The following is a 26,906-nucleotide window of genomic DNA, read 5'->3' as shown; positions in this document are numbered from 1 at the left end:
TGTCCCAGAGCAGCTCAAGTCGATATCCGGCCGGTACAGTGCCGGTAGAGCGGCTCCACCGTCCGCGTTCGCGAAAGGCAGCCAACATGTCGGCAAAGGACCACCCGAACAACGCCCCGGGCGTCCCCATGGTGTTCCCGCCCTGGTTTGAGAACTTCCAGATCAAATACATCAATCCCGCGCTCAAACCGGTCGCCCGTTACCTGCCCGGCGCCGCGACCATCACCCACCGCGGCCGCAAATCCGGCAAGCCGTACCGGACCATCGTCACCGCCTACCGCAAAGGAAACGTGCTGGCGATCGCGCTGGGCCACGGCAAGACCGACTGGGTCAAGAATGTGCTGGCCGCCGGCGAGGCCGATGTGCTGTTCACCCGGCGTCAGGTGCACATCACCAACCCGCGGATTCTGCCCGCCGGTTCTGACGGCACGGGCTTGCCGTTTATGGCCCGCATTCAGGCGGGTCGGATGGGGATATTCGTCGCCGACATCGCCTGACTTCGCCGCGGCGGCGCGGGCCGCGCCGAGTGTGCGCCGACGGCTTTCGGTGTGCGCCGAGGGCGCAATTTCGGCGATTTTTCCGCCCAAGATGCCCACTCGAAGCCAAGGATGCGCACTCGCGCCGCCGTCTGGGCCTATGCCCTGGTGAAGACGGTCTTGCGGTCATCATCGGCCAGGCCGAAGGAGCGTTCTCCCAGGCGGTCGAGCACCTGCGGGATGACCGCCCTCGCGTTAACACGTCCGGTCACGAACCTCACGCCGCGGGTGTACATCGCCAGCAACAGCATCTCTACGGGGCGTCGAAAGTAAACCCCGGCGTCGGTGCAGACGCCGTCTGGCCAGGTTGCACGCAACGTCGCGGCCAGCCCTTCATGGCCGACGGCGTGCCCCGAGGGGATCGGCAGACGGCCCTCCCACTGGTGCGCGAAGCCTCCGCACGGGCATTCAAAGGATGGTTGTACGGCGATCGCGAAGCAGATGCACGCCTAAGGTTGGGCGGCCACCGATGCGGAATCGGCTGCGCTCGCGGTGGTCTCATTGATCGAGGGAGCCTTGATCCTGTCCCGTGTAGCCGGTGATGCGGCCGCGCCGCAATCCGTCAAGCCGGCCGCACGCACACTGCTAGACCTACATATCCAAACCGATATCGAGGACGCGCACCGAGTGTGTCAGCGCCCCCACCGCCAAGTAGTCCACACCTGTCGCGGCGTAGGTTGCCGCGGTTTCCAGGCTGAGCCCGCCGGACGACTCGAGCAGCACGGTGGGTGCACGTGCATCGCGTCGCTGCACCGCCGTCTGGGTTTGCCACACCGGGAAGTTGTCCAACAGGATCAATTCGGGTTTTTCGGGCAATACCGCATCGAGTTGCTCGAGCGAGTCGACTTCCACCTCGCACGGCAGCTCAGGCGCGGCAGTGCGCACCGCCCGCAACGCCTCGACCACCGATCCCAAGGCGGCGACGTGGTTGTCCTTGATCAACGCCGCATCCCCCAGGCCCATCCGGTGATTGACGCCACCGCCGACGCGTACCGCATATTTCTGCAACGCACGCAGACCCGGCAAGGTCTTGCGGGTGTCGCGGATCTTGGCCTTGGTGCCGTGCACCGCGTCGACCCAAGCCGCGGTCACCGTGGCGATTCCCGACATGTGGCAGATCAGATTGAGCATGGTGCGCTCGGCGGTCAGCAGTCCGCGTACGTCGGCCCGGAGAGTCAGCAACGGCTCACCCGGCTGTAGCCGCACGCCGTCATCGACGCGGTCGAGCACCCGGTATCCGCCCTGGCCGATCACCTCGTCCAGCACCATCAGCGCGACGTCCACTCCGGCGATCACCCCGACTTCCCGGCAAACCATCGACGCTGTGGCCACCGAGCCGGCGGGCACCGTCGCGATAGTGGTTACGTCCGGTCCGAGGCTCAAGTCCTCATCGAGTCCGCGCCGAATGGCCTCCCGGGCGGCATCCCGCTCCCGGTCAGAAAGCGTCATCAGCCCACCGCAGCCAACGCCGGCACACAGACCGTGTGGTGGTCATCGGCCAACCGAACCACGATGCTGCGCGCCTGCTCCGGGGCGGCGTCCGGGTACTCGGCGCGATGGTGACAGCCCCGGCTTTCGATGCGCGCCAAGGCGGCGGCAGCAACGACGCGGGCGGCAACCGCCAACGACAGGTCTTCGAAATCTCGACGGCCCGCGACCCTGCGCACCGGTCCGGCCAGCGATCCGGACAGCCGCCGCAGCCCGTCGGCGGTACGCACCACCGATGCTTCCCGGCTCATCGCCCGCTGCAGCTCCGCACGCTTCGGCGCGGTGTGCAGGATCGGCTCAGGCAAGCTCGCACGGCGCCGCCCGACTACCGCCGCATGTACGGCCGCGGCCTTTCCGGCCCGGCCACCAACCACAAGGCCTTCGAGCAGGCTGTTAGAGGCCAGCCGGTTGGCGCCGTGCATCCCGGTGCGGGCAACCTCACCAGCGGCGAACAACCCCGGCAGTTCAGTCTGCCCGGATACGTCGGTGACGACGCCGCCACAGCTGTAATGCGCCCCCGGGACCACCGGGATGGGCCGGCGGACCGGGTCGATGCCAACGGCACGACACGAGGCGGTGACGGTCGGGAACCGCGATTCGAAACCGTCGATGCCACGCGCGTCGAGGTAGACGCACGGATCGCCGGTGGCCCGCATCCGTGCGTCGATAGCCGCCGCGACGACATCGCGGGGCGCCAGGTCACCCATCGGATGAACGCCCGCCGTAATGGAGCGGCCTTGGCGGTCAAGCAATTTCGCGCCTTCGCCGCGCAGTGCCTCGCTGACCAGCGGGCACCGGCCGCCGCTGCCCACCGCATAGAGCATCGTCGGATGGAATTGGACGAACTCGAGGTCGCTGACCGCCACACCGGCCCACAACGCCAGCGCGATGCCGTCGGCCGTGGAGCCGTCGGGGTTGGTGGTCGCGTTGTACAACTGCCCGAGCCCGCCGGTGGCCAGGATCACGGACGGAGCACTGATGATGCCGACACCGTGCGGGCTGAGCACCAACACGCCGGCCACCGCCGCGCCGTCGTGAAGCACCCGCATGACCACATGGCTGCTGCGGATGTCCAGCGCCCCGGCCGCGTGATCGAGCGCCCGCTGGACCTCGGCGCCGGTGGCATCGCCACCGGCGTGCACGATGCGTCGCTGCGAGTGCCCGCCTTCACGCGTGAGCGCCCAATGGCCGGGCGATGTTTCGTCGAACCGCGCTCCGTCGCCGACGAGTTCGGTAACCGCACGGTAGCCGTCAGCGACGATCGAGTACACCGCGCCGGGGTCGCACAAGCCGGCCCCCGCGGCCAGCGTGTCGGCGACGTGAGCGTCGACCGAATCGTCAGTGTCCGGCAACACCACCGCTATGCCGCCCTGCGCATAGTGCGTCGCGGTCACCCCGACCAGCCGGGCCGCCTTATTGAGCACCACGACGCTACGGCCCGCGCGATGAGCCGCCAGCGCGGCCGCCAGGCCGGCCACGCCGGTGCCGATGACAACGACGTCGACGGCGTCGCGCCAGGCGGGAGCGGTCCTCATTCGCCACCGCCGGGTTGTCCGATTTCGATCATCCGCTGGACACTGCGCCGGCCCGCCGCCGCGACGTCGGGATCGACATGGACTTCGTCGGCCCCCTGCACCAGGCAACGCAACAACGCCGCGGGCGTAATCATCTTCATGTACTTGCACGACGCACGGTCGTTGACCGCCTGAAAGTCGACGTCCGGCGCCGCCCGCCGCAGTTGATGCAGCATTCCGACCTCGGTGGCGACCAGCACCTTGCGGGCGCGGGTTCGACGGGCCGCGTCGAGCATGCCACCGGTGGACAGAATCTTCACCCGCTCTTGCGGGAAGGCGCCCTCCCCGGCCAGGTAGAGCGCCGAGGTAGCGCACCCACACTCGGGGTGCACGAACAGTTCCGCGTCGGGATTGGCGCGCGCCTGGTCGGTGAGCTCTTCTCCGTTGATCCCGGCGTGCACGTGGCACTCGCCGGCCCATACGTGCAGATTCTGGCGGCCGGTCACTCGGCGCACATGTGCGCCGAGGAATTGGTCCGGGCAGAACAGCACCTCGCGATCGGGATCGATCGACGCGACCACGTCAATTGCGTTTGACGACGTGCAGCAGATGTCGGTGAGCGCCTTCACCTCGGCTGTGGTGTTGACGTAGGAGACGACGACCGCGCCGGGGTACTCAGCCTTCCAGGCACGCAATTCGTCAGCAGTGATGGAGTCGGCCAGTGAGCAGCCGGCTCGTTGGTCAGGGATCAGCACGGTCTTTTGCGGGCTGAGGATCTTGGCCGTCTCGGCCATGAAGTGCACCCCGCAGAAAACGATGGTGTCTTCCGGCGCATCGGCCGCGATGCGCGACAGTGCCAGCGAATCCCCGATATGGTCGGCGACATCTTGAATGGCGGGAATCTGGTAGTTGTGGGCCAGTATCGTGGCTCCCCGCAATCGCGCCAGCCGGCGCACTTCCGCGGCCCACTGCGCGTCACCGTCGACACCGGTATAGCCAGTTGGTGTATTGGCGACCCGAGCGGTCATGTCGCTGATGCCAGTGCCGAGCGTGTCCATGCGACTCAAGACCGTCACGGCGGCTCCTTTCACGCCAGCAGGTTTTCGACTTACAATCGAAAACATGCCCCATGGTAGCACCGCTCATGAAGTGCTGGCTGTCGTATTTCAGGTTCGCATCGTCACCGCTGGCCCGGAACAACGGCCAAGCGCCGAAAAACCGCAGCTCCACGTGCTGCTATGGCAACGTGCCCAAGACCCGCAGAAGGGCGCGTGGTCATTACCCGGGGGGCGGCTGCGCAACGACGAGGACTTGACGACCTCGGTTCGCCGCCAACTGGCCGAGAAAGTCGATCTCCGCGAGCTATCCCATCTCGAACAGCTGGCCGTGTTCTCCGATCCGCATCGGGTGCCAGGCACTCGGGTGATCGCGTCGACCTTCCTAGGGTTGGTCCCCTTCCCCGCCACCCCGGAGTTGCCCGAAGACACCCGCTGGCATCCGGTGAGTTCGCTGCCACCGATGGCCTTCGATCACGGCCCCATGGTGGCCCATGCTCGCACCAGGCTGGTCGCCAAGATGTCGTACACCAACATCGGATTCGCGTTGGCTCCCAAAGAATTCGCACTGTCCACGCTGCGCGGTATCTACGGTGCCGCGTTGGGCTATCAAGTCGATGCGACGAACCTGCAGCGGGTCCTGGCGCGTCGCAAGGTGATCACGCAGACCGGTACCGTGGCCCAGTCCGGGCGCAGCGGCGGCCGCCCCGCGGCGCTGTACCGGTTTACCGACTCGCAGCTGAGGGTGACCGACGAATTCGCCGCATTGCGACCCCCGGGCCAAATCTGAACCGACAGCCAATTCCGCCATGACAGCGTCGGTTTCCGCAGCTTTTTTCCGGGCCGGCGTGTCGGCAAGGATCGCCGTCTAACCGGATCTCATTGCCCAGGTCACCGATTGTGACGAGCGGCACGCCACCCCCTTATCGCTCCAGCGGCCGACGATGGCGTAAGTTGCATAAGAACTGAATAAGGCTATATAAGAGAGAGTTAAGAGGCGCTGGCCGCCGTTGACGTGCCGGCGCCTGACTATGACTGGGCTAATTGCGCTGTCTCCTGGTCCGGGACGGATTGCTGCGCGAGACGCCGAAGCCGGGAAGGAAACCTGATGGTTAGCGTCGGCAATCTGGCAGATGCGCGCGCCGAGTGGATCGGCCGACCGCCGCATGAGGAGTTGCAGCGCAAAGTACGCCCACTACTGCCGTGCGACGATCCCTTTTACCAGCCGCCGGCCGGCTACCAGCATGCCGAACCCGGAACGGTTCTGCGATCGCGCGACGTCGAGCTGGCGTTTCTGGGCCTGATACCACAATCCATCACCGCGACCCAGCTGCTGTACCGGACGACCGACATGAACGGCAATCCCGAGGCGACGGTGACGACCGTGATCCTGCCCGCCGAGGTTGCTCCCGGGCAGACCTGCCCGCTGCTGTCGTACCAGTGCGCGATCGACGCCATAACCTCGCGCTGCTTTCCCTCCTATGCGCTGCGGCGCCGGGCAAAGGGCCTCGGGTCGCTGACTCAGCTGGAGCTGTTGTTGATCACTGCCGCCGTGGCCGAGGGCTGGGCGGTCTCGGTGCCCGACCACGAAGGTGCCCGAGGACTGTGGGGAGCTCCGTACGAACCCGGCTACCGCGTCCTGGACGGCATCCGGGCGGCCCTGAATTCGGACCGTCTCGCGTTGTCCCTGTCGGCGCCGATCGGGCTGTGGGGCTACTCGGGCGGCGGTCTGGCCAGCGCCTGGGCCGCTGAAATGTCTGGCGATTACGCGCCGGAGCTGGAGATCGTCGGTGCTGTGCTGGGATCACCGGTCGGCGACCTGGGTAACACTTTCCGCCGGCTCAACGGCACCCTGCTCGCCGGTCTGCCCGCATTAGTGGTGGCTGCGCTCGCACACACCTACCCGGGGCTGGATCGGGTAATCAAACAACACGCCAACGACGCCGGGATCGACCTGCTGAAGCGGCTGGAGCGGATGACGACCATTGAGGCGGTCGTCCGGACGGCAAACAAAGACTTGGGCGACTACTTGGACGAGCCACTCGAGGACGTCCTCGCCACCCCTGAGATCGTGCACGTCTTCCAGGACATCAAGCTGGGTGCCGCGGTACCGGCACCGCCTGTCCTGATCGTGCAGGCGGTCCACGACTACCTCATCGACGTCGACGACATCGACGCGCTCGCCGAGGCGTATTCGGCCGGCGGCGCCAGAGTCACCTACCATCGGGACGCCTTCAACGAACACATGGTGTTGCATCCGTTGTCGGCTCCGATGACGCTGCGCTGGCTCACCGACCGATTCGCCGGGCGACCGCTGAGCGAACATGTCATCCGGACTACCTGGCCGACCATGTTCAACCCGATGACCTACGCCGGCATGGCCCGACTGGCCGTCATTGCCGCCAAGGTCATCACCGGACGCAAACTCCACCGCCGACCGCTCTGAGGCGGTTAAACCACCCCGGCTTCTGACACCGGCTCCGTCGGCGCGTTCGAAGCTTGCTCACCGGCCGGACAGCGGCCCAAATCATCACGTGCGGTCCCGGCCGCGATCAGCGCGTACACCAGTGACGCGATGGCCGCCGGCGACAGCAGCGTGGCTTCCACCAGCGCCGGCCGCCAGGCAAAGAACACCGGCGGCGCCTGCGTGACGTACGTCAACGAATGATCGCCGCTTGCCAGCGGCACGGTGTCGAAATCCAGCGCGCCGTAGCGCAACCGAACCAGCAACGCGCCCACCGCCGCCGCTGCAGCCGCGGCGCCGACCAAGCCGACCGAAAGCGCGACGACCATCCCCGGTCCCCGGTATTGGCGCCACTGCCACACCAACACTGCGGCCACCACCGCCACCACACCCGATAGTCCGAGCATCAAAAACGGGGCGATGAAGAAGTTCTGCGATTCTTCGCCCAGATAGTCGTGCACCCGCTCGCCCGCGCGGGTGAGCGCCACAACCGCATGGATCGGTGGCGCCACCCACGCCCACAACGCACCTATCACCACACCGGTCAGCGACAAACCGAGCACCACGGTGATGGCTGCACTCTTGCGGGATGCGCGGTCGGCACCGGACGATTCCGGACCGGCCGGCACGGCAGTCTGCGGATCTAGCGGCGTTGACGGATTCCGCGGTACAGATTCCTCGGTCACCGCCGCATCTCCAGATCCGACGAATCCACCTGGCCGTGCCGGGAGCACCGTGCCCACCAGCCGTCGGGACGAACCTGCACGGTCATTCGTCGGCCGCACTCCGCACAGAACCGTGGTGGCTCGAGACCCAATTGAGCGGCTGTCGGCGTGGCCGTGCCCGCCGGTTGCCCGGTGTAGACGTTGTAGGCACCGCCACCGACCGGATCGCCCCGATTTTCGACCACGTTTGCCGCCTTCTCACAAGGTGGCGTTGAGCGCCTTGATCGGCATCTGTAGGTCGTCGAGCAGCTGCAGGTCGGCCTCGGCGGGGCGGCCAAGGGTGGTCAGGTAGTTGCCGACGATCACCGCGTTGATGCCGCCCAGAATCCCCCGCTTGGCACCAAGGTCGCCCAGGGTGATCTCGCGGCCACCGGCGAAGCGCAGCATCGTGCGCGGCAGCGCCAGCCGGAAAGCCCCCACAGCCTTGAGCGCTTCGCTGGCCGGCAGCACCTCCAAGTCGCCAAACGGGGTTCCCGGGCGCGGGTTGAGAAAGTTCAACGGCACCTCGTCGGGGTTCAGCTCGGCGAGGTTGGCAGCGAATTCGGCCCGCTGCTCCAACGTCTCGCCCATGCCGAGGATGCCGCCGCAGCACACCTCCATGCCGGCGTCACGCACCATCATCAGCGTCTGCCAGCGCTCCTCCCAGGTGTGTGTGGTGACGACGTTGGTGAAGTACGAGCGGGCCGTCTCCAGGTTGTGGTTATAGCGGTGCACACCCATCGCCGACAGCTGCTCCACCTGCTCGGCGCTGAGCATGCCCAGCGAGCAGGCGATGTTGATCTCGACTTCGTTGCGAATCGCCTCGATACCGGCCGCGACCTGGGCCAGCAGCCGGTCGTCGGGCCCGCGTACCGCGGCCACGATGCAGAACTCGGTGGCACCGGTCTTAGCGGTCTGCTTGGCCGCCTCGACCAGGCTGGGAATGTCCAGCCAGGCGCTGCGCACCGGGGAGCTGAACAGCCCCGACTGAGAGCAGAAATGACAATCCTCGGGACAGCCGCCGGTCTTCAGGCTGATGATGCCTTCCACCTCGACCTCAGGACCGCACCACCGCATCCGCACCTCGTGCGCCAGCCCCAGCAGTTCCTCGAGCCGCTCGTCGGGCAGCTGCAGCACCCGCAGCACCTGATCCTGGTTCAAACTCTCACCACGCTCCAGCACCTGCTGGCGGGCTTCGGCCAAAATGTCGGCCAGATTGTCCGGGTCGGGCACGCCCTGCCGGCCGGCGTCGGTCGTCGGTCGAATCGGCGCTTGAGTCACCAGGTACTCCCCTGTATTTGTTGTATTTGTTGTCGTATCCGGTCGTGCGGACCGCAGTTATGGTTCGCGGCCGCATGCGAATAAGCGGCCCGAATTAAAACGGTGTTCAGGCTAGGGTAACGGTCTGCGTGGGCCCAACAGCTTGTGGGCATGCTGCCATCGCACCCGGCGCTGGGTATCGCACCTGCTTAGTCACCGTTTGGCGTGGGTACGGTGATCTTGTTGGGCCATTTCGATGGCCTCCCAGTGAGAACCCAACCGTGACCCCATGACCAGTGATCTGCACGTCGAGTACGTGGCCCATCATGCTTTGTTGCTGGCGCTGCCGGCGTTTTTGCCCGCGGTCATCGTCGTCGGTGTGGTGCTCTACGTCGCCATGCGAGACCGGCGCGGCTGACGAAAACAGGATTGACGAGCGCTTCATCTGGGCATTCGGGATCCGGAAAGTGTCAGCGGCTCGCCGATGAGATCCCGCGGGCCCCGGCGTGAAGGCGATGGCGATGGATTTGACGGTTGTTGCGGAGGCCCCGCCGGCGCGCGGCGCCGGCTTGAATCAAGTGATCGGGCTCTCGATCGCCGCGATGGTGATCAGCGTGGTGATGCTGTGGATCGGGTATGCGCACCGCAGCCACCGGATCAGCTGGCTCGGCCGGTTCGCCGACTGGATGGGAGTCAAATTCAAACGCCCCTCCTGGGTGGCGCTGCCGGTGCTGGTGTTCACCACGTCGATCATTTGCGCGCTGTTCGGCTTCATCTGGGACGTCAGCTGGCACATCGGCAACGGCCGCGATCCCGGTCCGCTGGCCAACCCGGCCCACTACTTCATCATCATCGGCCTGTTCGGCGTGTTCCTGGCCGGCATGATCGCGGTGGTGCTGCCCTTCGACACGCCGGGTCCCGCGCCAGTGCGCATCACCCGCAACTGGCATGCCCCGGTCGGCGGTGTGCTGTTGGCCGGCTGCGGACACTACGCGATGATCGGCTTTCCGCTCGACGACATCTGGCACCGCATCTTCGGCCAAGACGTCACGCTGTGGGGCCCGACCCACTTGATGATGATCGGCGGCGCCGGATTTTCCCTGTTCGCGGTGCTGATGCTGGAGTACGAAGGCGGCCGGACCATGGCCGAAGGGGATACCGAACGCCGATTCGTGAAATTCTTGCGCTATCTGTCCTGCGGCGGATTGCTGATCGGCTTGTCGGTCTACCAGATCGAATACGACTTCGGTGTGGAGCAGTTCCGGCTAGTGCTGCAGCCGATGATGATCGCCGGCGCCGCGGCGCTGGGGCTGGTGGTGGCTCGCATAACTTTGGGCCGTGGGGCCGCGATCGTGGCCGCGTTGTTTGCGATCGCGTTGCGCGGGGCTGTTGCCCTGCTGGTGGGACCCGTTTTGGGGGCTCCGACGAACTGGTTCCCGCTGTATCTGGGTCCCGCGGTGGTCGTCGAATTGCTGGCCTTGACGCCGGTGTTCAAGCGCCCGATCGCCTTTGGCGCTGTCGCGGGTCTGGGCGTCGGCACCGTCGGGCTCTGGCTGGAGTCCCTGTGGATCGGGGCGGTCTATCACTACCCGTGGCCGGTGAGCATGTGGGGCGAAGCGCTGGCGATGGCGGTGCCGGTGGCGGTGCTGGCCGGGCTTTGCGGGGCGATGACCGGCATGGTGCTCACCGGCCAACGCCTGCCGCGTCGCGGTATCGGGATCGCCGTCGTGGTGGTGACGGTGTTGGCGATCGGCGGCGCAGTGGCCAACGGACTGCACATCGTCGTGCCTCAACAGGCGACCGCGACCATCACATTGACCGACCGGCCCAGCGACCCGGGCAAGCGTATGGTGTCGGCCGATGTGCAGCTCAATCCACCCGACCTCGTGCGCGGTAATCCGGAATGGGTCACCATCCTGTCCTGGCAGGGCGGAATGCAAAACCACCGAGGTCTGGTGATCGACCGACTCGATCGAGTCGGCCCGGGACACTATCGGTCCACCCAACCGATTCCCGTCTGGGGCTCGTGGAAGACCCTGCTGAGGGTTCAAGACGGTTACACGATGACCGCCGTGCCGATTTACGAGCCGGCCGATGAGGCGATTCCGGCGGCCGAGGTACCGGCCCTGGCATCCAGCACTCGGCCGTTCGTCCAGGAAATCACCATCCTGCAGCGCGAACGCGACCAGAACACGCCGTTGTGGTTGTTCACCACGGGGTCGGTGGTGGTGCTGATCTTCACGCTGATGGTGATCGCGGCCCTGACCTGGGGCGCCGGGCGGATCAATGCCGCCGAGACCGCGCCCAAAGAGTCGGAAGAGGAGAAACAACCCCTCCCGAGAGTGGCGTAACCCGATGATTCGTCGTATTGGCAGCACCATCTGGGTGGCACTGCTGATCTGGGGTTTGCTGGCCTGTGGCGCCTCACCCAGTCCGCCCCCCACCGCCGGCTTGGCGGTCAACGTCACCATCGCCAACGACCAGGTGACGCCGTCGAATGCCACCCTGCAGGCCAAGGTCAAGGAGCTGATCACCCTGCGCGTCACCAGTGACGCCACCGATGAGCTGCACGTGCACTCGGTGCCCGATCACAAGTTCCAGGTCGCCGCCGCACCGAACCAGACATTTCAATTCAGCGTGGATGTGCCGGGCACTGTCGACGTCGAATTGCATCACCTCAAGCGCACCATCGCCACGATTCACGTTCAGCCGTGACCGGCGCCGGCAGCAGGGCAGTGCTGGCGCACGGCCTCGGCGGGTCGAGCGATCTGCCGGTGCCTTACGCCTATGCGATGGTCGGGGCGGCCTGGGCGTTGACGTTCACGTTTGCCCTCGTCGCGTCGGCGTGGCGGCAGCCGCGGTTCGACCCGGCAAAACCCGGACACCCGTTGCCCAGGGTGCTGACCACACTGGTTGATTCCCGCGTCACCCGGTGGACGGCTGCCGGGCTGGGGTTGGCATTGGCGGTATGGGCCGGTGCTGGCCGGGATATGGGTCCGGCCAACGGCCTGCTGGGAGCGTTCTACGTGCTGCTGTGGGTCGGGTTGGTTGCGGCGTCGCTGGTGTTCGGCCCAGTGTGGCGAGTGGTCTCACCGGTACGGACGGTGTATCTGCTGCTGCGGCGCTGCATTCCGGAGCGCATGGGCCGGCCGCGATTGCCCTATCCCGACGCCTGGGGGTACCGGCCGGCGGCGGCGGGCCTGTTCGCTTTCGTCTGGATGGAATTGGCCAGCCCCGAGTCCGCATGGCTGACCGCGGTGCGGACGTGGCTGCTGGTCTACGCCGTGGTGTTGCTGGGCGGGGCCTGGCTGTACGGTCAGCGCTGGTTGGCGCGGGCGGACCCGTTCGGCGGGTACAGCATCGCGGTATCGCGGCTGTCGCCGTTTCGCAGGAGTCCGTCCTCAGGGCGAATCGTCGTGGGCAATCCTTTCGACCATCTGCCGTCGCTGCCGGTGCGCCCCGGGGGTCGTCGCGATGTTGGCGGTGCTGCTCGGGTCGACGGCGTTCGACAGCTACTCGTCGTCGCCGACCTGGCGCAATTTCTCCGATCGGGTGTCCCAGGCCAGCCACGATGTCCCGGCGGCGGTGTCGTCGTCGGCGCTGCGGACCGCCGGGCTGATCGTGTTCATTTCGGTTGTGGCACTGACATTTTCGTTCGCGGCGCGCGCGACCGGAGGGGTTGAGTCCGAACGGCGCCGGGCGCTGCCTGGTCAGATGGCGCACTCGCTGATCCCGATCGTGGTGGGTTACATCTTCACGCACTACTTGACTTACCTGGTGGAGCGTGGACAGCAGGCCGTCATCGCCCTCGCCGATCCCTTGGGGCAGGGCTGGAACCTGCTGGGGCTGGCGCACCTGCAGGTCGCGTATGTGTTGTCCACGCACCCGCCGGTGCTGGCCACGATCAAGGTCGCGTGCGTGGTCACCGGGCACATCGTGGCGGTGATTGCGGCGCATGACAAGGCCCTGCGGCTGCTGCCGGCCGGCCATCAGCTCACCGGGCAACTCACCATGATGCTGGTCATGGTCGGCTACACGTGCACCGGCTTGTATCTGCTGTTCGGCGGATAGTCAGCAGATCGGGTGCTCGAGCCGTTTGTTGCCCTCCCAGCGGCGCAAGCCGGCGAAACTGCCGTTGATCTGCGCCGGGCGTGCCGCGATGCGCAGCGCCCGTCCCAGCTGGCCGCCACCCACGCGGCGGGCCAGTGTGACATGGGCGGTCCAGTGGCCGGGCAGGCTATTGGACATTGGCGCTGGCGCCGCATGCGGCAGGCAGACCCGGTGCACCTCGGCATGCAGTGCCAACAGCTCGCTCGTCGGCACCACCAGGCGCGTGAACACCACGTTGGCGCGGCCGAATAGCACCGGAGCGCCGATCGCACAGTTCAGTGGCAGTTTGGCGGCAACCGGGTGCAGCAACGCGTCAACATCGGAGTTGATGTGGTCGGCGACGGCCAGCGTCACGTGCGGTCGGCTGGCCGGCGCCTGGCTGGGTATGCCGGCGGCCGCCAACTCGGCCCAAATCCGGCGGATCGCCGCCTCGGTATCGGGGTCGAAGACCAACTCGATCGAATGAACCATCAGGCAACCAGCGTTCTCACCCACTCGGGGTCGAACGCGGCCGCGCTGATGGCCGCGAAGTCTTCAGCTACCCCGGCGCCCGCTGGAAGTACTGCCCGCACCGGAGCCATCCGGGCCAGCGCTGACCGATTGGACGCCTCGACCAAGCCGGGGTGGGCCGGCCAGCTGCCGATCACCAGCCCGGCACAGGTAACCCCTTGGGCGGCAAGTGCTTCCAGTGTCAGCGCAGTGTGGTTGAGGGTACCCAGTCCGGCGCCGACCACCACCAGCGCCGCGGCCCGCAGGGCGACGGCGAGATCCCGCAATGTGACTCCGCCGTAGGCGAGGTCGACCAGCAACCCGCCCGCACCCTCGACGAGAGTCAGCCGGCCCGGGCGGTCCAGACCCACGATGAGCCGCAACAGCTGATCGCGCGTGGGCAACGCCATCCCCGCCTGCTTCGCGGCCGCCGCTGGCGCCATGGGCAGCGGGTAGCGCGCCAACCCGGCAAGCTCGGTCACCCCCGACAACCGGCCCACCTCCGCCAGGTCGTCGTCGCCGACGCCGGTGCCGGTCTGCACCGGCTTGCACACCGCTACGTCGATGCCAGCCTGTCGGACGCAAGACGCCAGGGCCGCACTGGCGATGGTCTTACCGACGCCGGTGCCGGTCCCGGTGACGAGCAGGACGGTCAACCGCGCGCCATAGCCAGGGCGTCGGTCAAGACACGGCGAGCCAACTCCAGATCGTCGGCACTCAGCGAGGCGCGCGCCGTCAGCCGCAACCGCGACGTCCCGGGGGGCACCGTCGGAGGTCGGAAACAGCCGACCTTGACGCCGGCGTCCAGGCAGGCCGCCGCGGTGTCCACCGCCACCTCCGGGTCACCCAGCACCACGGACACCACGGCCGATTCCGGCGGTGACGGCACACCGCAGATCCCGGCCAGGCGGCGGGCATGTGTGCGGACGGCGTCGGGCCGCCACGGTTCGGCCTTCAGCACCCGCAGCGCGGCACCCGCCGCGCCCACCGCCGCCGGTGCCAGGCCGGTGTCGAAGATGAACGGCCGGGCCGCGTCGATCAGGTGAGCACGCACCGCCGCCGGCCCCAGAACCACTCCGCCCTGGCTGCCCAGCGCCTTGGACAGCGTCGTCGTGATCACCACATCAGGCGCACCCGCCAGCCCGACTTCGTGCAACAGCCCGCGCCCGCCACCGCGCACCCCCAGGCCATGCGCCTCGTCGACAACGAGCAGCGCCCGGTGCCGACGGCACACCTCGTGTAGCTCGCGGATGGGCGCCAGGGTGCCGTCGGCGCTGAACACCGAGTCGGTGACGACGACGGCGCGCCCCTCGGAGCGCGATCCCAGTGTCGCCTCCACCGCATCGAGGTCGCGGTGCGGGGTGACGACCACGCGGGCCCGCGAAAGCCGGCAGGCATCCACCAAGGACGCGTGCGAGTAGGCGTCGGACACCAACAGCGAACCGGGACCGGTCAAGCCGACGACAGCTCCCAGGTTGGCGGTGTAGCCGGAGGAGAACAACAACCCCGAAGAGGCGCCGACGTATTCGGCGAGCTCGGCTTCGAACTCCTGATGCAGCTCGGTGTCACCGGTGACCAGGCGAGAACCGGTGGCACCGGCACCCCACACCCGCAGCGCCTGGACACCGCCGTCGATGACGTCGGGATGCTGGGACAGACCGAGGTAGTCGTTGGATGCCAGGTCCAGTTCGGTGGCGACGGCGGGACGCGGCCGCAGCGAGCGCCGCAGCCCGGCCGCGCGGCGCTGCCGCTCGACCTCGTCGAGCCACGCCAGCGGTGACGTCTCGATCGGTGCCCGCGGGGAGGCGTTCATAGGCGTTCAGACTACGAGTCGCGCTACCTCGACCATCGCGGAGGTGATCTGCGTGATCTCGGCGGGCGGGCAGATGTAGGGCGGCATCGCATAGACCAGGTTGCGGAACGGGCGCAGCCAGACACCATGGTCCAGGGCCACCGGGGTGGCGACGCTCAGATCGACCGGACGGTCGCATTCGATGACGCCGATGGCGCCACACACCCGTACATCGGTGACCGCGGGCAATGCTCGGGCGGGTTCCAGCCCGGCGGTCAGCCCGGCCGCTATCTCGGCGATCCGCGAACGCCAGTCCTGGCCGAGCAGCACCTCGAGGCTGGCCACCGACACCGCGCAGGCCAGCGGGTTGGCCATGAACGTGGGCCCGTGCATCAGCGCGCCGGCCGCACCGGTGCTGATGGTGTGGGCAATGTCGGTCGTACACAATGTGGCGGCCAGGCTGAGGTATCCGCCGGTCAACGCCTTTCCGACACACATGATGTCCGGGCTCACCCCGGCATGGTCGGCGGCGAACAGTTCGCCGGTGCGGCCGAAACCGGTGGCGATCTCATCGAAGACCAGCAACACCTCGTGGCGACGGCAGATGTCGCGCACGTCGCACAGGTAACGCGGGTCGTGGAAACGCATCCCGCCGGCGCCCTGCACGACCGGCTCCACGACCACCGCGGCCAATTCGGCGGCATGCTCGGCCAGCTGCGCCTCGAACGCCGCGCTGTAGCCGGGGTCGTACACCCGCGGCACCTGCGGAGCGAACACCTGCCGGGCCACGATGTCGGTCCACAGCGAATGCATGCCGCCGTCGGGGTCGCAAATGCTCATCGGTGTGAACGTGTCGCCGTGATAACCGCCCCGCCAGGTCATCAGCCGGTGCTTGCCGGGCCGGCCGCGGCTGCGCCAGTACTGCAGCGCCATCTTCACCGCGACCTCCACCGCCACCGAGCCCGAGTCGCTGAAGAACACCGTGTCCAGGCCCGGCGGGGTGAGCTCGACCAGCAGCCGGGCCAGCCGCGCCGCCGGCTCGTGGGTCAGGCCACCGAACATCACGTGGTTCATCGTGGCCAGCTGGGCGGTCAGCGCGGCGTCGAGAACGGGATGGCCGTGACCGTGGATGGAGGTCCACCAGGAGCTCATCGCGTCGAGGACCCGGATCGGTTGGCCGCCGCGGATCAACGTGAGCCAGGCGCCATGGGCGGCGACCGCCACGACGGGCGGCAGCGCCTCGGCACCGATGGTGCTGTAGGGGTGCCAGAGGTGGGCGGCGTCGATCGCGCTGATCTGCTCGGGCGTCAACCCGGGCGTTACCGCGGCAGCCATGGAGACCGAGAGTAATGCAGACGCCCCGCCGCCCCTCGCGGTCGCGGGTCGCGGAAACTTCGGTCATCCGGGAGCATGCATGGCATGGCTGCGCCGAATCGTCCCGAAGACCGTCCTGGCTCCGGTACCGCCGACCATCAGGCTCCGCGGGTGCTCAAGCTGCGGATAGTCCCGTGGGATGTGATCAGCACCGTCGTGGTGTCGGGGTTGCTGCTTTACCTGGTGACCGCAACCAGTTGGCCATCACGGCTCTTCGCTTTCACCGACAACGTGTGCGTTTCCGAAGATTGCCCGCCCGTGCCCTACGGCGCCAACTACTACATCTATCCGGTGATGTGGGGCGGTATCGGCGCCGCCATAGCCGCGGCGGTCATCGGGCCGTTCGTGTCGATGGTGAAGGGCTGGTACATGTCCTTCTGGCCGATCATCGCAGTCGGCGTCATGACCGTCACGTCCGTGCTCGGGTATGCGCTGGCCGGCTTCAGCGAAAGATATTGGCCCTGATCGCCGCAGCTGGTTGATCACCCGGCGGCAGCCTCGCTGAGACCGAAATCACAACTGCCCGCAAAAGATTGGGCCAGCCCAGTCACCGTCCGGTCACGTTAAGACAAAAAATTCCGGCCGGGCCTGGCGATCGTCGACTTCTGTTGTCAAAGTGACTGTAGTGACTGGTGTGAATTAGGTGGTTTCGGCCGAATGATTCACGCTTCCGACTGCATGCAGCGCCGTTGGGTCTCGACGTAGCGGCCACCGCGTGAGTCATGCAACGGCGGCTGAGGCGCGAAGTCACCGCGCCGATGCCAGAAGGGCCCGGCAGGGTCCAGGAGGTTGGATCCCCATGAAACGCATCTACGCCTTCGCGATCGGTCTGGCGATGATGGTCAGCCCGATGGCGGCCGTTCCGGGCCTCGCGGCCGCCGACCCCGGCCTGAGGTCGACCGATTACCAGCAGGCCACCGACGTCGTTATCGCCCGTGGTCTGTCGCAACGCGGGGTGCCGTTCTCGTGGGCCGGCGGCGGCGTCACCGGTCCCACTCGCGGCAAGGGTTCCGGCATCTACACCGTCGGATTCGACGCGTCGGGTCTGATTCAATACGCCTACGCCGGCGCCGGCATCAAGCTCCCGCGCTCCTCCGGCGAGATGTACAAAGTGGGCCAGAAGGTCCTGCCGCAGCAGGCACGCAAGGGCGACCTGATCTTCTACGGCCCCGAAGGCACCCAAAGTGTCGCGATGTATCTCGGCAACGGCCAGATGCTGGAAGTCGGCGACGTCGTTCAGGTCTCGCCGGTGCGAAGCAGCGGCATGACTCCCTACCTGGTGCGGATTCTCGGTACCCAGACCGCGCCGGGGCAGCAGCTGCCGCCGCAGACACCTTTGCCGCAGGCACCGTTGCCGCAGGCGCCGGTACAGCAGGCACCGCTGCCACAGGCACCGTTGCAGCAGGCGCCCGCCGGGCAGGCACCCGCACCCCGGGCACCACTACAGCAGTTGCCCGCGCAACAGGCACCACTACAGCAGTTGCCGGCACAGCTAGCGCCCGCGCAGCCGGCCCCAGCGCAGCCCGCTCCCGCCGGCACCCCCAGGTAACCTTCTCGACCCAACGCAACCCGCCACCGGTTCCCGCTGCTCAACGCGGGGCCGGTGGCGGGTTTCGGTAAATTAGCGGTCGATCATGCAGACCCTGGTACCGCCTCATACACCGACCGCGATGGGGTCGCGGGCGGCGGGCTTTTATCGGCATGATCTCGACGGCTTGCGGGGTATCGCGATTGCGCTGGTCGCCGTATTCCACGTGTGGTTCGGCCGGGTTTCCGGCGGTGTGGACGTGTTCCTGGCGTTGTCCGGCTTCTTCTTCGGCGGCAAAGTACTGCGGGCGGCCCTTGATCCGGAAGGGAAGCTCTCCCCGATCACCGAGGTGTTCAGGCTGGTCCGCCGCCTGGTTCCGGCGTTGGTCGTGGTCCTTGCCGGCTGCGCGTTGCTCACCGTGCTGGTGCAACCGCAGACCCGCTGGGAGACGTTCGCCAACCAGAGCCTGGCCAGTCTGGGCTACTACCAGAACTGGGAACTGGCCAACTCACAGTCGGACTACCTGCGCGCCAGCGAAGCAGTCAGCCCGCTGCAGCACATCTGGTCCATGTCAGTGCAGGGCCAGTTCTATCTGGCATTGCTGTTCCTGGTTGCCGCGTGTGCATATGTATTCAGGCGTCTCCTGGGCCCCCGCCTGCGAACGCTGTTCGTCGTGCTGCTCAGCGCGCTCACGATCGCGTCGTTTTGCTACGCGATCGCCGCCCACCAGGCCAACCAGGCCAACGCGTATTACGACAGCTTTGCGCGGGCGTGGGAGCTGCTCCTGGGGGTGCTCGTCGGCGCGTCGGTGCCCTACATCCGCTGGCCGATGTGGCTGCGCACCGTCAGCGCCGCCGCCGCGCTGGCGGCGATCTTGTCGTGTGGCGCCCTGATCGACGGCGTCAAGGAGTTTCCCGGCCCCTGGGCACTGGTACCCGTCGGGGCAGCGATGCTGATGATCATGGCCGGAGCCAACCAGCAAGCCCATGCCGGTACCAGCAATCGACTGCCCCTGCCGAATCGGGTGCTGGCGATCGGGCCGCTGGTGACGTTGGGGGCGATGGCCTACTCGCTGTATCTATGGCATTGGCCGCTGCTCATCTTCTGGCTCTCCTACTCCGGCCACCGGCACGCGAACTTCCTCGAGGGCACCGCGGTGCTGCTGGTCTCGGGTTTACTGGCCTACCTGACCCTTCGCCACGTCGAGGACCCCCTGCGGTACCGGGCGTCCGCAGCCACCGCGCAAGCAACTCCCGCCGCGATGCCCTGGCAGCTGCGATTACGCCGGCCGACCATCGCGCTGGGATCGATAGTGGTGCTGCTGGGCGTCACGTTGACGGCGACATCGTTCAGCTGGCGTGAACATGTCATCGTCGCCCGCGCCTCCGGCAAGGAGCTCAGCGGACTCAGCGCCAACGACTATCCCGGCGCCCGAGCCCTGACCAACCATGCCCGAGTGCCCACCCTGCGGATGCGTCCCACCGTCCTGGAAGTCAAAGAGGACCTGCCGGCGTCCACCCGGGACGGGTGCATCAGCGACTTCGTCAATCCGGCGCTGGTCAACTGCACCTACGGCGACGGGGACGCGCCCCGGACCATAGCGCTGGCTGGCGGGTCGCATGCCGAACACTGGTTGCCGGCGCTAGACCTGCTCGGGCGTCTGCACCACTTCAAAGTGGTGACGTACCTCAAGATGGGCTGCCCGCTGTCCACCGAGGAAGTCCCGTTGATCATGGGAAACAACGCCGCGTACCCACAGTGCCGCGAGTGGGTGCAGGCGACCGTGGAAAAGCTCGTCGCCGATCGTCCCGATTACGTGTTCACCACGTCCACCCGGCCGTGGAACATCAAGCCCGGCGACGTGATGCCGGCCACCTACATCGGGATCTGGCAAACGTTGTCGGATAACAACATTCCCATCCTCGCCGTTCGGGACACCCCGTGGATGGTCAAGGACGGCCAACCATTCAGACCGGCGGACTGCCTGGCCAAGGGGGGCAACGGGCAATCCTGCGGGATCAAGCGGTCCGACGTGCTCGCCGACTACAACTCCACCCTGGATTTCGTGGCGCAGTTTCCACTGCTGAAGCCCATCGACATGTCGGACGCGATATGCCGCCAGGACTTCTGCCGCGCGGTGGAGGGAAATGTCCTGATCTACCGCGACTCTCACCACCTGACCCCGACGTATATGCGAACCATGGCGCCGGAGCTGGGGCGACAGATCGCGGCGATCACCGGCTGGTGGTGATCGGGCGCCGCCCCGATGCGGCGCGAAACAGCCGGACACGAGCGCGGATCACCAAACGGCGCCACACCGAACGCGGATAAGGTCAAGCCATGTCGCCGAACAACACCGAACGCTCAGTCGGGGCCGGACCCATACTGCGTACCGTGTGGCCGGGCACCCCGTATCCGCTGGGAGCCACCTATGACGGTGCCGGCACCAACTTTTCGGTGTTCTCCGAAATCGCCGAAAAGGTCGAACTGTGCTTGATCGGCGACGACGGTAGCGAAACGCGGATCTCCCTGGAGGAGGTCGACGGATACGTCTGGCACGCCTACCTACCGAACATCATCCCGGGCCAGCGCTATGGGTTTCGGGTGCACGGGCCCTTCCACCCCGCGGCCGGCCATCGTTGTGACCCCAGCAAGCTGCTGCTCGACCCGTACGGAAAGGCCTTCGACGGCGAGTTCACCTTCGGGCAGGCGCTGTACTCCTACGACATGGCGGCAGTCGATCCCAACGGCGATTCGGCCGACCCCGGCATCCCCCCCATGGTGGATTCCCTGGGCTACACCATGACCAGCGTGGTGATCAACCCGTTCTTCGATTGGGGGTACGACCGGGCGCCCGTGACCCCGTACAACGAGACGGTCATCTACGAGGCTCATGTCAAGGGGATGACGCAAACTCACCCCGGCATCCCCGAGCAACTACGGGGCAGCTATGCGGGCCTGGCCCACCCGGTGATCATCGACCACCTCAAGTCGCTGAACGTCACCGCGCTCGAACTGATGCCGGTGCACCAGTTCCTGCACGACGCGCGGCTACTCGACTTGGGCTTGCGAAACTACTGGGGTTACAACACGTTTGGCTTTCTCGCCCCACACAACCAATATGCGGCGAACCGGCAACCCGGCGGCGCGGTGGCCGAGTTCAAATCGATGGTGCGCAGCCTGCACGAAGCCGACATCGAGGTGATCCTCGACGTGGTGTACAACCACACCGCCGAAGGCAACCACCTGGGCCCGACCATCAACTTCCGCGGCATCGACAACGCCGCGTACTACCGCCTCGTCGACACCGACCTGCGGCTGTACCAGGACTACACCGGCACCGGCAACAGCCTCAACGCCCGCCACCCACATGTGTTGCAGCTGATCATGGACTCGCTGCGGTACTGGGTGCTCGAGATGCACGTCGACGGATTCCGCTTCGACCTGGCCGCCACCCTGGCCCGCGAGCTGCACGACGTGGACCGGTTGAGCGCGTTCTTCGATCTGGTGCAGCAAGATCCGGTGATCAGTCAGGTCAAGCTGATCGCCGAGCCTTGGGACGTCGGCGAAGGCGGCTACCAGGTCGGCAACTTTCCCGGTTTGTGGACGGAGTGGAACGGGAAGTATCGCGATACCGTGCGTGACTACTGGCGGGGCGAGCCCGAAACCCTGGGCGAGTTCGCTTCCCGGTTGACCGGGTCGTCGGACCTCTACGAGGCGACCGGTCGGCGGCCCAGCGCCAGCATCAACTTTGTCACCGCCCATGACGGGTTCACGCTCAACGACCTGGTGTCCTACAACGAAAAGCACAATGAAGCCAACGGCGAAGGCAACCGCGACGGAGAAAGTCACAACCGGTCGTGGAACTGTGGCGTCGAAGGCCCCACCGACGACCCCGACATCACGGCCCTGCGCCGTCGGCAAATGCGCAACTTCTGGGCCACCCTGATGCTCAGCCAAGGCACCCCGATGATCGCGCACGGCGACGAACTCGGGCGTACCCAGCACGGCAACAACAACGTCTACTGCCAGGACTCCGAATTGTCCTGGATGGACTGGACATTGGTGGACAAGAACTCGGATCTGCTGACCTTTGCGCGCAAGGTGACCGCCTTGCGCACGAACCATCCGGTGTTTCGCCGGCGCCGGTTCTTCGAAGGCGAGCCGATCCGAAGCGGCGACGAAGTGCACGATATCGCGTGGCTGACGCCGGACGGCCGGGAGATGACGCATGAGGATTGGGGAAAGAGTTTTCACAAATGCGTGGCGGTGTTTCTCAACGGCGACGCGATAACCGCACCCAATGCGCGAGGCGAGCGCGTCGTCGATGATTCATTCCTGTTGTGCTTCAACGCTCACGGCGAGCCGGTGGAGTTCGTGATGCCCCATAGCGGCTACGCGCAGGAGTGGACCGCGGAGCTCGACACCAACGACCCGGCCGGCGACACCAACCAGGTCATCAACGCCGCAGAGCAGCTCTGGCTGCCCGCCCGTTCGCTGCTGGTGCTTCGTAAGACGTTGTGACGCATGGCTTTGCCCATCCTGTCCAGCTACCGGCTGCAACTACGCGGTGCCTCGAGCGGGTTCGCGTTCACCTTTGCCGACGCCGAAAACCTGCTGGACTACTTCGACGACCTCGGGGTGTCACATCTGTACCTGTCCCCGATCATGACCGCGGCCGCGGGGTCCAGCCACGGCTACGACGTCACCGACCCGACAACGGTGTCCGCGGAGCTCGGTGGTGCTGACGGGCTAGCGCGACTGTCGGCGGCGGCCCAAGCCCGCGGCATCGGTCTGATCGTCGACATCGTGCCCAACCATGTGGGCATCGGCCAGCCCGAGCAGAACGCCTGGTGGTGGGACGTCTTGCGGTACGGCCGCTCGTCGGCCTATGCCAGCTATTTCGACATCGACTGGGATCTCGACGAGGACGGCCGAATCGTGTTGCCGATTCTGGGCTCCGACGGCGACGTCGCCGACCTGAAGGTCGACGGCGACCTGCTGCGGCTGGGCGATCTGGCGCTGCCAATCGCCCCCGGCACCGCGGCGGGCACCGGCCCGGAGGTACATGACCGCCAGCACTACCGGCTGGTGGGCTGGCGAAACCGGGTGTGCGGCTATCGCCGGTTCTTCTCGATCACCTCGCTGGCCGGGCTGCGGCAGGAGGACCGGGCGGTGTTCGACGCCTCGCACGCCGAAGTTGCCCGGTGGTTTGCCGAGGGACTCGTCGACGGCGTGCGCATCGACCATCCTGACGGTCTGTCGGATCCGTGCGGATACCTCGCGTGGTTGCGCGAACTGCTCGGTCCGGACGCCTGGATCGTGATCGAGAAGATCCTGGCCGCCGATGAGGCGCTGGAGCCGACGCTGCCGGTGGCCGGCACCACCGGCTACGACGTATTGCGGGACATCGGTGGACTCTTCGTCGATCCCAGCGGAGCCTCGGAACTCACCGCCCTGGTCGGGTCCGCGGGAGTGAATTATCAAGCGATGCCGGAAATGTTGGCCGCGCTGAAGATCCGTTCGGCCACCGACACCCTGGCAAGCGAGTTGCGCAGGCTGCGCCGCGCCATAGTCGCCGCCGCCAGCGCCGATGATCCGTTACTGCCCCAGGCGGTGGCCGCGCTGCTCACCCATATCGGCGTCTACCGCTGCGACTACCCGAGCCTGGCCCCAGTAATGGCCACCGCCTTGGCCGAAACCCAAGCGGCCGCGCCGGAATTGGGGCCCGCGCTGCAGATCGTCGCCGCGGCACTGGCCGGTGGCGGCGAACCGGCCACCCGGCTGCAGCAGCTCTGCGGCGCGGTGACCGCCAAATCCGTCGAGGACTGCTACTTCTACCGCGACTCCCGGCTGGTGTCACTCAACGAGGTAGGTGGCGAACCACACCGTTTCGGGGTGGGGGCAGCGGAGTTTCATCGCAGCGCCGCCACCCGGGCCCGGATGTGGCCGCACACGATGACGACGCTGACCACCCACGACACCAAACGCGGTGAGGACGTGCGCGCCCGGATCGGCGTGCTCTCGCAGGTGCCGTCGCTGTGGGCCGAGTTGGTCGCTCGCTGGGAGATCCAGGCCCCCTCCCCCGACCCGGCGACCGGACAGTTCTTGTGGCAGAACATCTTCGGGGTGTGGCCCGTCAACGGCGAGGTGACCGGCGAGCTTCGCGACCGACTGCACCGCTACGCCGAGAAGGCCGTCCGGGAAGCGGCCTGGCATACCTCGTGGAGTGACCCGAACACCGATTTCGAAGACGCGATACACCGCTGGCTCGATACGGTGCTCGACGGTCCGGTGGCAGAACAGCTGACCGGGCTGGTGGCTCAGCTGCACCCGCACGCGGCAAGCGACGCGCTGGGTCAGAAGCTGCTCGCGCTGACCGTACCCGGAATCCCCGACGTCTACCAGGGCACCGAGCTGTGGGACGACAGCCTGGTGGACCCGGACAACCGCCGGCCCGTCGATTACGCCGCCCGCCGCACCGCACTGAAAGCGTTGGCACACCCCAAAATTCGGGTCGTCACCACCGCACTTCGGCTGCGGCGCTCCCGTCCGGACAGCTTCCTGCATGGCGGCTACGTTCCGGTGCTGGCCGACGGCGACGCCAGTGACCATGTGGTGGCGTTTCGCCGCGGCCGGGAAGGCCAGGACATCGTTGTCGCGGTGACCCGCTGGACCGTGCGGCTGGAGGAAACCGGCTGGGGTAACACCGTGGTGCCGCTACCGGATGGGTCCTGGACCGATCGGCTTTCCGGTGCCATGGTAAGCGGGCCGACCTCGGCCGCCGAACTTTTCGCAGACCTGCCCGTCGTCCTGCTGGAGCGCAACCGTGACTGAATTTCGGGTCTGGGCACCCAAACCCGAGCTGGTGCGCCTTGACGTCGACGGCCGGGTGCACGCGTTGACTCGATCGGACGACGGGTGGTGGCACGCGGACGTGGATGCGCCACCGCACGCCCGCTACGGATATCTGCTCGACCAGGACCCCACCGTGCTGCCCGATCCCCGCTCACCGCGGCAACCCGACGGGGTGCACGAGCGCTCGCAATTATGGGACCCGACCGATGCGAACTGGACCGACGGCGATTGGCCGGGCCGTTCGATCGACGGCACAGTGATCTATGAATTGCACCTGGGTACCTTCACCGGCGCCGGCACATTCGATTCCGCCATCGAAAAGCTGGACTATCTGGTCGATCTCGGGATCGATTTCGTCGAGCTGATGCCGGTCAACTCCTTTGCCGGCACCCACGGCTGGGGATACGACGGCGTGCTGTGGTACAGCGTGCACGAACCCTACGGGGGACCCGACGGACTGATCCGGTTTGTCGACGCCTGTCACGCACGCGGTCTGGGGGTGCTGATCGACGCGGTGTTCAACCACCTCGGGCCGTCGGGGAATTACCTGCCGCGGTTCGGGCCCTACCTGTCGTCGGCGAGCAATCCCTGGGGCGAAGGCATCAACATCGCCGACGCCGACTCCGACGAGGTGCGTCGCTACATCATCGGGTGTGCGCTGCGCTGGATGCGCGACTTTCACGCCGACGGGCTGCGGCTGGACGCCGTGCACGCGCTGGTGGACACCACCGCCATCGATATCCTCGAAGAACTCGCCAACGAAACCGATTGGCTGTCAAAGCAACTGGGACGCCCACTGTCGCTGATCGCCGAAAGCGATCGCAACGATCCGCGGCTGATCACGCCGCGTGATCGCGGCGGCTACGGGCTGACCGCGCAATGGTCCGACGACATCCATCACGCCATTCACACCGCGGTGTCCGGCGAGCGCCAAGGGTACTATGCGGATTTCGGCTCGCTGGCCACGCTGGCACACACCCTGCGGCACGGTTACTTTCACGCGGCCACCTATTCGTCGTTCCGGCACCGCCGCCACGGCCGGCCGCTAGATACCGCGACCGTCCCGGCCACCCGGCTGCTCGCCTATACCTGCACCCATGACCAGGTCGGCAACCGCGCCCTCGGAGACCGCCCGTCGCACAATCTGACCGCGGGCCAATTGGCGATCAAAGCCGCATTGGTTCTCGCCTCTCCCTACACTGCAATGCTTTTCATGGGCGAGGAATGGGCGGCGTCGACCCCGTTCCAGTTTTTCAGCTCGCATCCCGAACCGGAGCTGGCCCGGGCCACCGCCGAAGGCCGCAAGGCCGAATTCGCCGAGCACGGCTGGGACGCCGAGGAAATCCCCGACCCCCAGGACCCACAGACGTTTCAGCGCTCCAAGCTGAACTGGGATGAGGTCCATGCCGGCGAACACGCCCGCTTGCACCGCTTTTATCGCGATCTGATCGCCTTGCGGCGCAACGAGACTGATCTGGCCGATCCGTGGCTGGAGCACATGATTGTCGACTACGACGAGGAGCAGGCCTGGATTATCATGCGACGCGGACAGTTCGGCATCGCGTGTAATCTGGGCGCCGAGCCGGTGCAGATGCCCGTCACCGGCGAAGTGGTGCTCAGCTGGGGCGAGCCGACCGTCGATGCCGATCACACTGCGCTGGAAGGCCATTCGGTCGCCATCCTCCGCTGCGGATAACGGCGCGAGCAGACGCGGAATCGCCCTGTTGTGGCCAC

General features: G+C 66.7%; 23 protein-coding genes and 1 pseudogene. 13 read left to right on the top strand and 11 right to left on the bottom strand.

What is annotated here, in order from left to right; all coding sequences use genetic code 11:
- Nucleotides 1-86: 86 nt before the first annotated feature.
- A complete protein-coding gene (locus AWC07_RS04265) occupies nucleotides 87-497 on the top strand; it encodes a nitroreductase family deazaflavin-dependent oxidoreductase (protein ID WP_036409395.1) in 411 nt (136 codons plus the stop codon).
- A 137-nt stretch (nucleotides 498-634) separates the two neighbouring features.
- Here the strand turns inward: AWC07_RS04265 and AWC07_RS29250 are convergent, their stop codons facing one another.
- The 4 genes from AWC07_RS29250 to nadA form a co-directional block, all read right to left on the bottom strand.
- Nucleotides 635-757, bottom strand: a complete 123-nt coding sequence (locus AWC07_RS29250) for a hypothetical protein (protein WP_279628853.1) — start codon at nucleotides 755-757, stop codon at nucleotides 635-637.
- 370 nt (nucleotides 758-1,127) lie between these two features.
- Nucleotides 1,128-1,985: a carboxylating nicotinate-nucleotide diphosphorylase gene (gene nadC, locus AWC07_RS04255; RefSeq protein ID WP_036409397.1), complete on the bottom strand. Its 858-nt coding sequence runs from the start codon at nucleotides 1,983-1,985 to the stop codon at nucleotides 1,128-1,130.
- On the bottom strand, nucleotides 1,985-3,559 hold the full coding sequence (locus AWC07_RS04250) for an L-aspartate oxidase (protein ID WP_036409399.1): 1,575 nt from the start codon (nucleotides 3,557-3,559) through the stop codon (nucleotides 1,985-1,987). The genes nadC and AWC07_RS04250 overlap by 1 nt, the downstream gene beginning before the upstream one ends.
- Nucleotides 3,556-4,614: a quinolinate synthase NadA gene (nadA, locus tag AWC07_RS04245; protein ID WP_036409409.1), complete on the bottom strand. Its 1,059-nt coding sequence runs from the start codon at nucleotides 4,612-4,614 to the stop codon at nucleotides 3,556-3,558. The genes AWC07_RS04250 and nadA overlap by 4 nt, the downstream gene beginning before the upstream one ends.
- A gap of 46 nt (nucleotides 4,615-4,660) precedes the next feature.
- Between nadA and AWC07_RS04240 the strand changes: the two genes are divergently transcribed.
- Together AWC07_RS04240 and AWC07_RS04235 are read left to right on the top strand one after the other, a co-directional pair.
- Nucleotides 4,661-5,383 carry an NUDIX hydrolase gene (locus AWC07_RS04240; RefSeq protein WP_036409401.1) on the top strand — a complete coding sequence of 241 codons (723 nt, stop codon included), beginning with the start codon at nucleotides 4,661-4,663 and terminating at the stop codon, nucleotides 5,381-5,383.
- 318 nt (nucleotides 5,384-5,701) lie between these two features.
- Complete coding sequence (locus AWC07_RS04235) at nucleotides 5,702-7,039, top strand: lipase family protein (RefSeq protein ID WP_036409404.1); 1,338 nt, start codon at nucleotides 5,702-5,704, stop codon at nucleotides 7,037-7,039.
- A gap of 5 nt (nucleotides 7,040-7,044) precedes the next feature.
- On the opposite strand, the gene AWC07_RS04230 is transcribed toward AWC07_RS04235, so the two are convergent.
- The 3 genes from AWC07_RS04230 to bioB are packed head-to-tail and all read right to left on the bottom strand — an operon-like array spanning nucleotide 7,045 to nucleotide 9,042.
- Nucleotides 7,045-7,686 (bottom strand): DUF2567 domain-containing protein, encoded by a 642-nt coding sequence (locus tag AWC07_RS04230; RefSeq protein ID WP_036409405.1) that lies wholly within the window; start codon nucleotides 7,684-7,686, stop codon nucleotides 7,045-7,047.
- 53 nt (nucleotides 7,687-7,739) lie between these two features.
- Nucleotides 7,740-7,967 carry a biotin synthase auxiliary protein BsaP gene (gene bsaP, locus AWC07_RS04225; protein ID WP_036409407.1) on the bottom strand — a complete coding sequence of 76 codons (228 nt, stop codon included), beginning with the start codon at nucleotides 7,965-7,967 and terminating at the stop codon, nucleotides 7,740-7,742.
- Between the two features lie 13 nt (nucleotides 7,968-7,980).
- Entirely contained in the window at nucleotides 7,981-9,042 is a 1,062-nt protein-coding gene (bioB, locus tag AWC07_RS04220; RefSeq protein WP_139829523.1) for a biotin synthase BioB, read from the bottom strand.
- Between the two features lie 268 nt (nucleotides 9,043-9,310).
- On the opposite strand from bioB, the gene AWC07_RS29245 reads away from it, so the two are divergent.
- From AWC07_RS29245 to AWC07_RS04205, 4 genes and pseudogenes are all read left to right on the top strand, one after another.
- Nucleotides 9,311-9,439, top strand: coding sequence for a hypothetical protein (locus AWC07_RS29245; protein WP_267888285.1), 129 nt, complete (start codon nucleotides 9,311-9,313; stop codon nucleotides 9,437-9,439).
- Nucleotides 9,440-9,542: 103 nt separating this feature from the next.
- Nucleotides 9,543-11,372 carry a V-type ATP synthase subunit I domain-containing protein gene (locus AWC07_RS04215; protein WP_208622352.1) on the top strand — a complete coding sequence of 610 codons (1,830 nt, stop codon included), beginning with the start codon at nucleotides 9,543-9,545 and terminating at the stop codon, nucleotides 11,370-11,372.
- Between the two features lie 4 nt (nucleotides 11,373-11,376).
- Nucleotides 11,377-11,736, top strand: coding sequence for a hypothetical protein (locus AWC07_RS04210; RefSeq protein WP_036418729.1), 360 nt, complete (start codon nucleotides 11,377-11,379; stop codon nucleotides 11,734-11,736).
- Nucleotides 11,733-13,092: pseudogene (locus AWC07_RS04205) on the top strand (hypothetical protein). The gene AWC07_RS04210 and the pseudogene AWC07_RS04205 overlap by 4 nt, the downstream one beginning before the upstream one ends.
- On the opposite strand, the gene AWC07_RS04200 reads toward AWC07_RS04205, so the two are convergent.
- The 4 genes from AWC07_RS04200 to AWC07_RS04185 are packed head-to-tail and all read right to left on the bottom strand — an operon-like array spanning nucleotide 13,093 to nucleotide 16,747.
- Nucleotides 13,093-13,602 (bottom strand): 2'-5' RNA ligase family protein, encoded by a 510-nt coding sequence (locus AWC07_RS04200; RefSeq protein ID WP_036418727.1) that lies wholly within the window; start codon nucleotides 13,600-13,602, stop codon nucleotides 13,093-13,095. It lies immediately after the preceding pseudogene.
- On the bottom strand, nucleotides 13,602-14,276 hold the full coding sequence (bioD, locus tag AWC07_RS04195; protein ID WP_036418726.1) for a dethiobiotin synthase: 675 nt from the start codon (nucleotides 14,274-14,276) through the stop codon (nucleotides 13,602-13,604). Before bioD ends, AWC07_RS04200 begins: the two co-directional genes overlap by 1 nt.
- Nucleotides 14,273-15,433: an 8-amino-7-oxononanoate synthase gene (locus tag AWC07_RS04190; protein WP_085104967.1), complete on the bottom strand. Its 1,161-nt coding sequence runs from the start codon at nucleotides 15,431-15,433 to the stop codon at nucleotides 14,273-14,275. The genes bioD and AWC07_RS04190 overlap by 4 nt, the downstream gene beginning before the upstream one ends.
- A 6-nt stretch (nucleotides 15,434-15,439) precedes the next feature.
- A complete protein-coding gene (locus tag AWC07_RS04185; protein ID WP_036413483.1) occupies nucleotides 15,440-16,747 on the bottom strand; it encodes an adenosylmethionine--8-amino-7-oxononanoate transaminase in 1,308 nt (435 codons plus the stop codon).
- Between the two features lie 84 nt (nucleotides 16,748-16,831).
- Between AWC07_RS04185 and AWC07_RS04180 the strand changes: the two genes are divergently transcribed.
- The 6 genes from AWC07_RS04180 to treZ all read left to right on the top strand — a co-directional run bounded on the left by AWC07_RS04180 (nucleotide 16,832) and on the right by treZ (nucleotide 26,868).
- A complete protein-coding gene (locus AWC07_RS04180; protein WP_036413485.1) occupies nucleotides 16,832-17,251 on the top strand; it encodes a hypothetical protein in 420 nt (139 codons plus the stop codon).
- A gap of 334 nt (nucleotides 17,252-17,585) precedes the next feature.
- Entirely contained in the window at nucleotides 17,586-18,335 is a 750-nt protein-coding gene (ripD, locus tag AWC07_RS04175) for an NlpC/P60 family peptidoglycan-binding protein RipD (protein WP_036413488.1), read from the top strand.
- An 85-nt stretch (nucleotides 18,336-18,420) separates the two neighbouring features.
- Nucleotides 18,421-20,565: an acyltransferase family protein gene (locus tag AWC07_RS04170; RefSeq protein WP_036413490.1), complete on the top strand. Its 2,145-nt coding sequence runs from the start codon at nucleotides 18,421-18,423 to the stop codon at nucleotides 20,563-20,565.
- Between the two features lie 89 nt (nucleotides 20,566-20,654).
- A complete protein-coding gene (gene glgX / locus AWC07_RS04165; protein ID WP_085104966.1) occupies nucleotides 20,655-22,838 on the top strand; it encodes a glycogen debranching protein GlgX in 2,184 nt (727 codons plus the stop codon).
- 3 nt (nucleotides 22,839-22,841) lie between these two features.
- Nucleotides 22,842-25,151, top strand: a complete 2,310-nt coding sequence (gene treY, locus AWC07_RS04160) for a malto-oligosyltrehalose synthase (RefSeq protein WP_085104965.1) — start codon at nucleotides 22,842-22,844, stop codon at nucleotides 25,149-25,151.
- On the top strand, nucleotides 25,144-26,868 hold the full coding sequence (gene treZ / locus AWC07_RS04155; protein ID WP_036419742.1) for a malto-oligosyltrehalose trehalohydrolase: 1,725 nt from the start codon (nucleotides 25,144-25,146) through the stop codon (nucleotides 26,866-26,868). Before treY ends, treZ begins: the two co-directional genes overlap by 8 nt.
- Nucleotides 26,869-26,906: the final 38 nt, after the last annotated feature.

It is taken from the genome of Mycobacterium gastri, from assembly GCF_002102175.1.
Lineage (GTDB): Bacteria > Actinomycetota > Actinomycetes > Mycobacteriales > Mycobacteriaceae > Mycobacterium > Mycobacterium gastri.
This window is presented reverse-complemented; position numbering and strand designations above follow the sequence as displayed.

Coding starts and splice junctions, on each gene's coding strand:
- AWC07_RS04265 (WP_036409395.1), top strand. CDS start 87: ATGTCGGCAAAGGACCACCCGAACAACGCCCCGGGCGTCCCCATGGTG.
- nadC (WP_036409397.1), bottom strand. CDS start 1,985: ATGACGCTTTCTGACCGGGAGCGGGATGCCGCCCGGGAGGCCATTCGG.
- AWC07_RS04250 (WP_036409399.1), bottom strand. CDS start 3,559: ATGAGGACCGCTCCCGCCTGGCGCGACGCCGTCGACGTCGTTGTCATC.
- AWC07_RS04240 (WP_036409401.1), top strand. CDS start 4,661: ATGCCCCATGGTAGCACCGCTCATGAAGTGCTGGCTGTCGTATTTCAG.
- AWC07_RS04235 (WP_036409404.1), top strand. CDS start 5,702: ATGGTTAGCGTCGGCAATCTGGCAGATGCGCGCGCCGAGTGGATCGGC.
- AWC07_RS29245 (WP_267888285.1), top strand. CDS start 9,311: ATGACCAGTGATCTGCACGTCGAGTACGTGGCCCATCATGCTTTGTTG.
- AWC07_RS04215 (WP_208622352.1), top strand. CDS start 9,543: ATGGATTTGACGGTTGTTGCGGAGGCCCCGCCGGCGCGCGGCGCCGGC.
- AWC07_RS04210 (WP_036418729.1), top strand. CDS start 11,377: ATGATTCGTCGTATTGGCAGCACCATCTGGGTGGCACTGCTGATCTGG.
- AWC07_RS04200 (WP_036418727.1), bottom strand. CDS start 13,602: ATGGTTCATTCGATCGAGTTGGTCTTCGACCCCGATACCGAGGCGGCG.
- AWC07_RS04190 (WP_085104967.1), bottom strand. CDS start 15,433: ATGAACGCCTCCCCGCGGGCACCGATCGAGACGTCACCGCTGGCGTGG.
- AWC07_RS04185 (WP_036413483.1), bottom strand. CDS start 16,747: ATGGCTGCCGCGGTAACGCCCGGGTTGACGCCCGAGCAGATCAGCGCG.
- AWC07_RS04180 (WP_036413485.1), top strand. CDS start 16,832: ATGGCTGCGCCGAATCGTCCCGAAGACCGTCCTGGCTCCGGTACCGCC.
- ripD (WP_036413488.1), top strand. CDS start 17,586: ATGAAACGCATCTACGCCTTCGCGATCGGTCTGGCGATGATGGTCAGC.
- AWC07_RS04170 (WP_036413490.1), top strand. CDS start 18,421: ATGCAGACCCTGGTACCGCCTCATACACCGACCGCGATGGGGTCGCGG.
- glgX (WP_085104966.1), top strand. CDS start 20,655: ATGTCGCCGAACAACACCGAACGCTCAGTCGGGGCCGGACCCATACTG.
- treY (WP_085104965.1), top strand. CDS start 22,842: ATGGCTTTGCCCATCCTGTCCAGCTACCGGCTGCAACTACGCGGTGCC.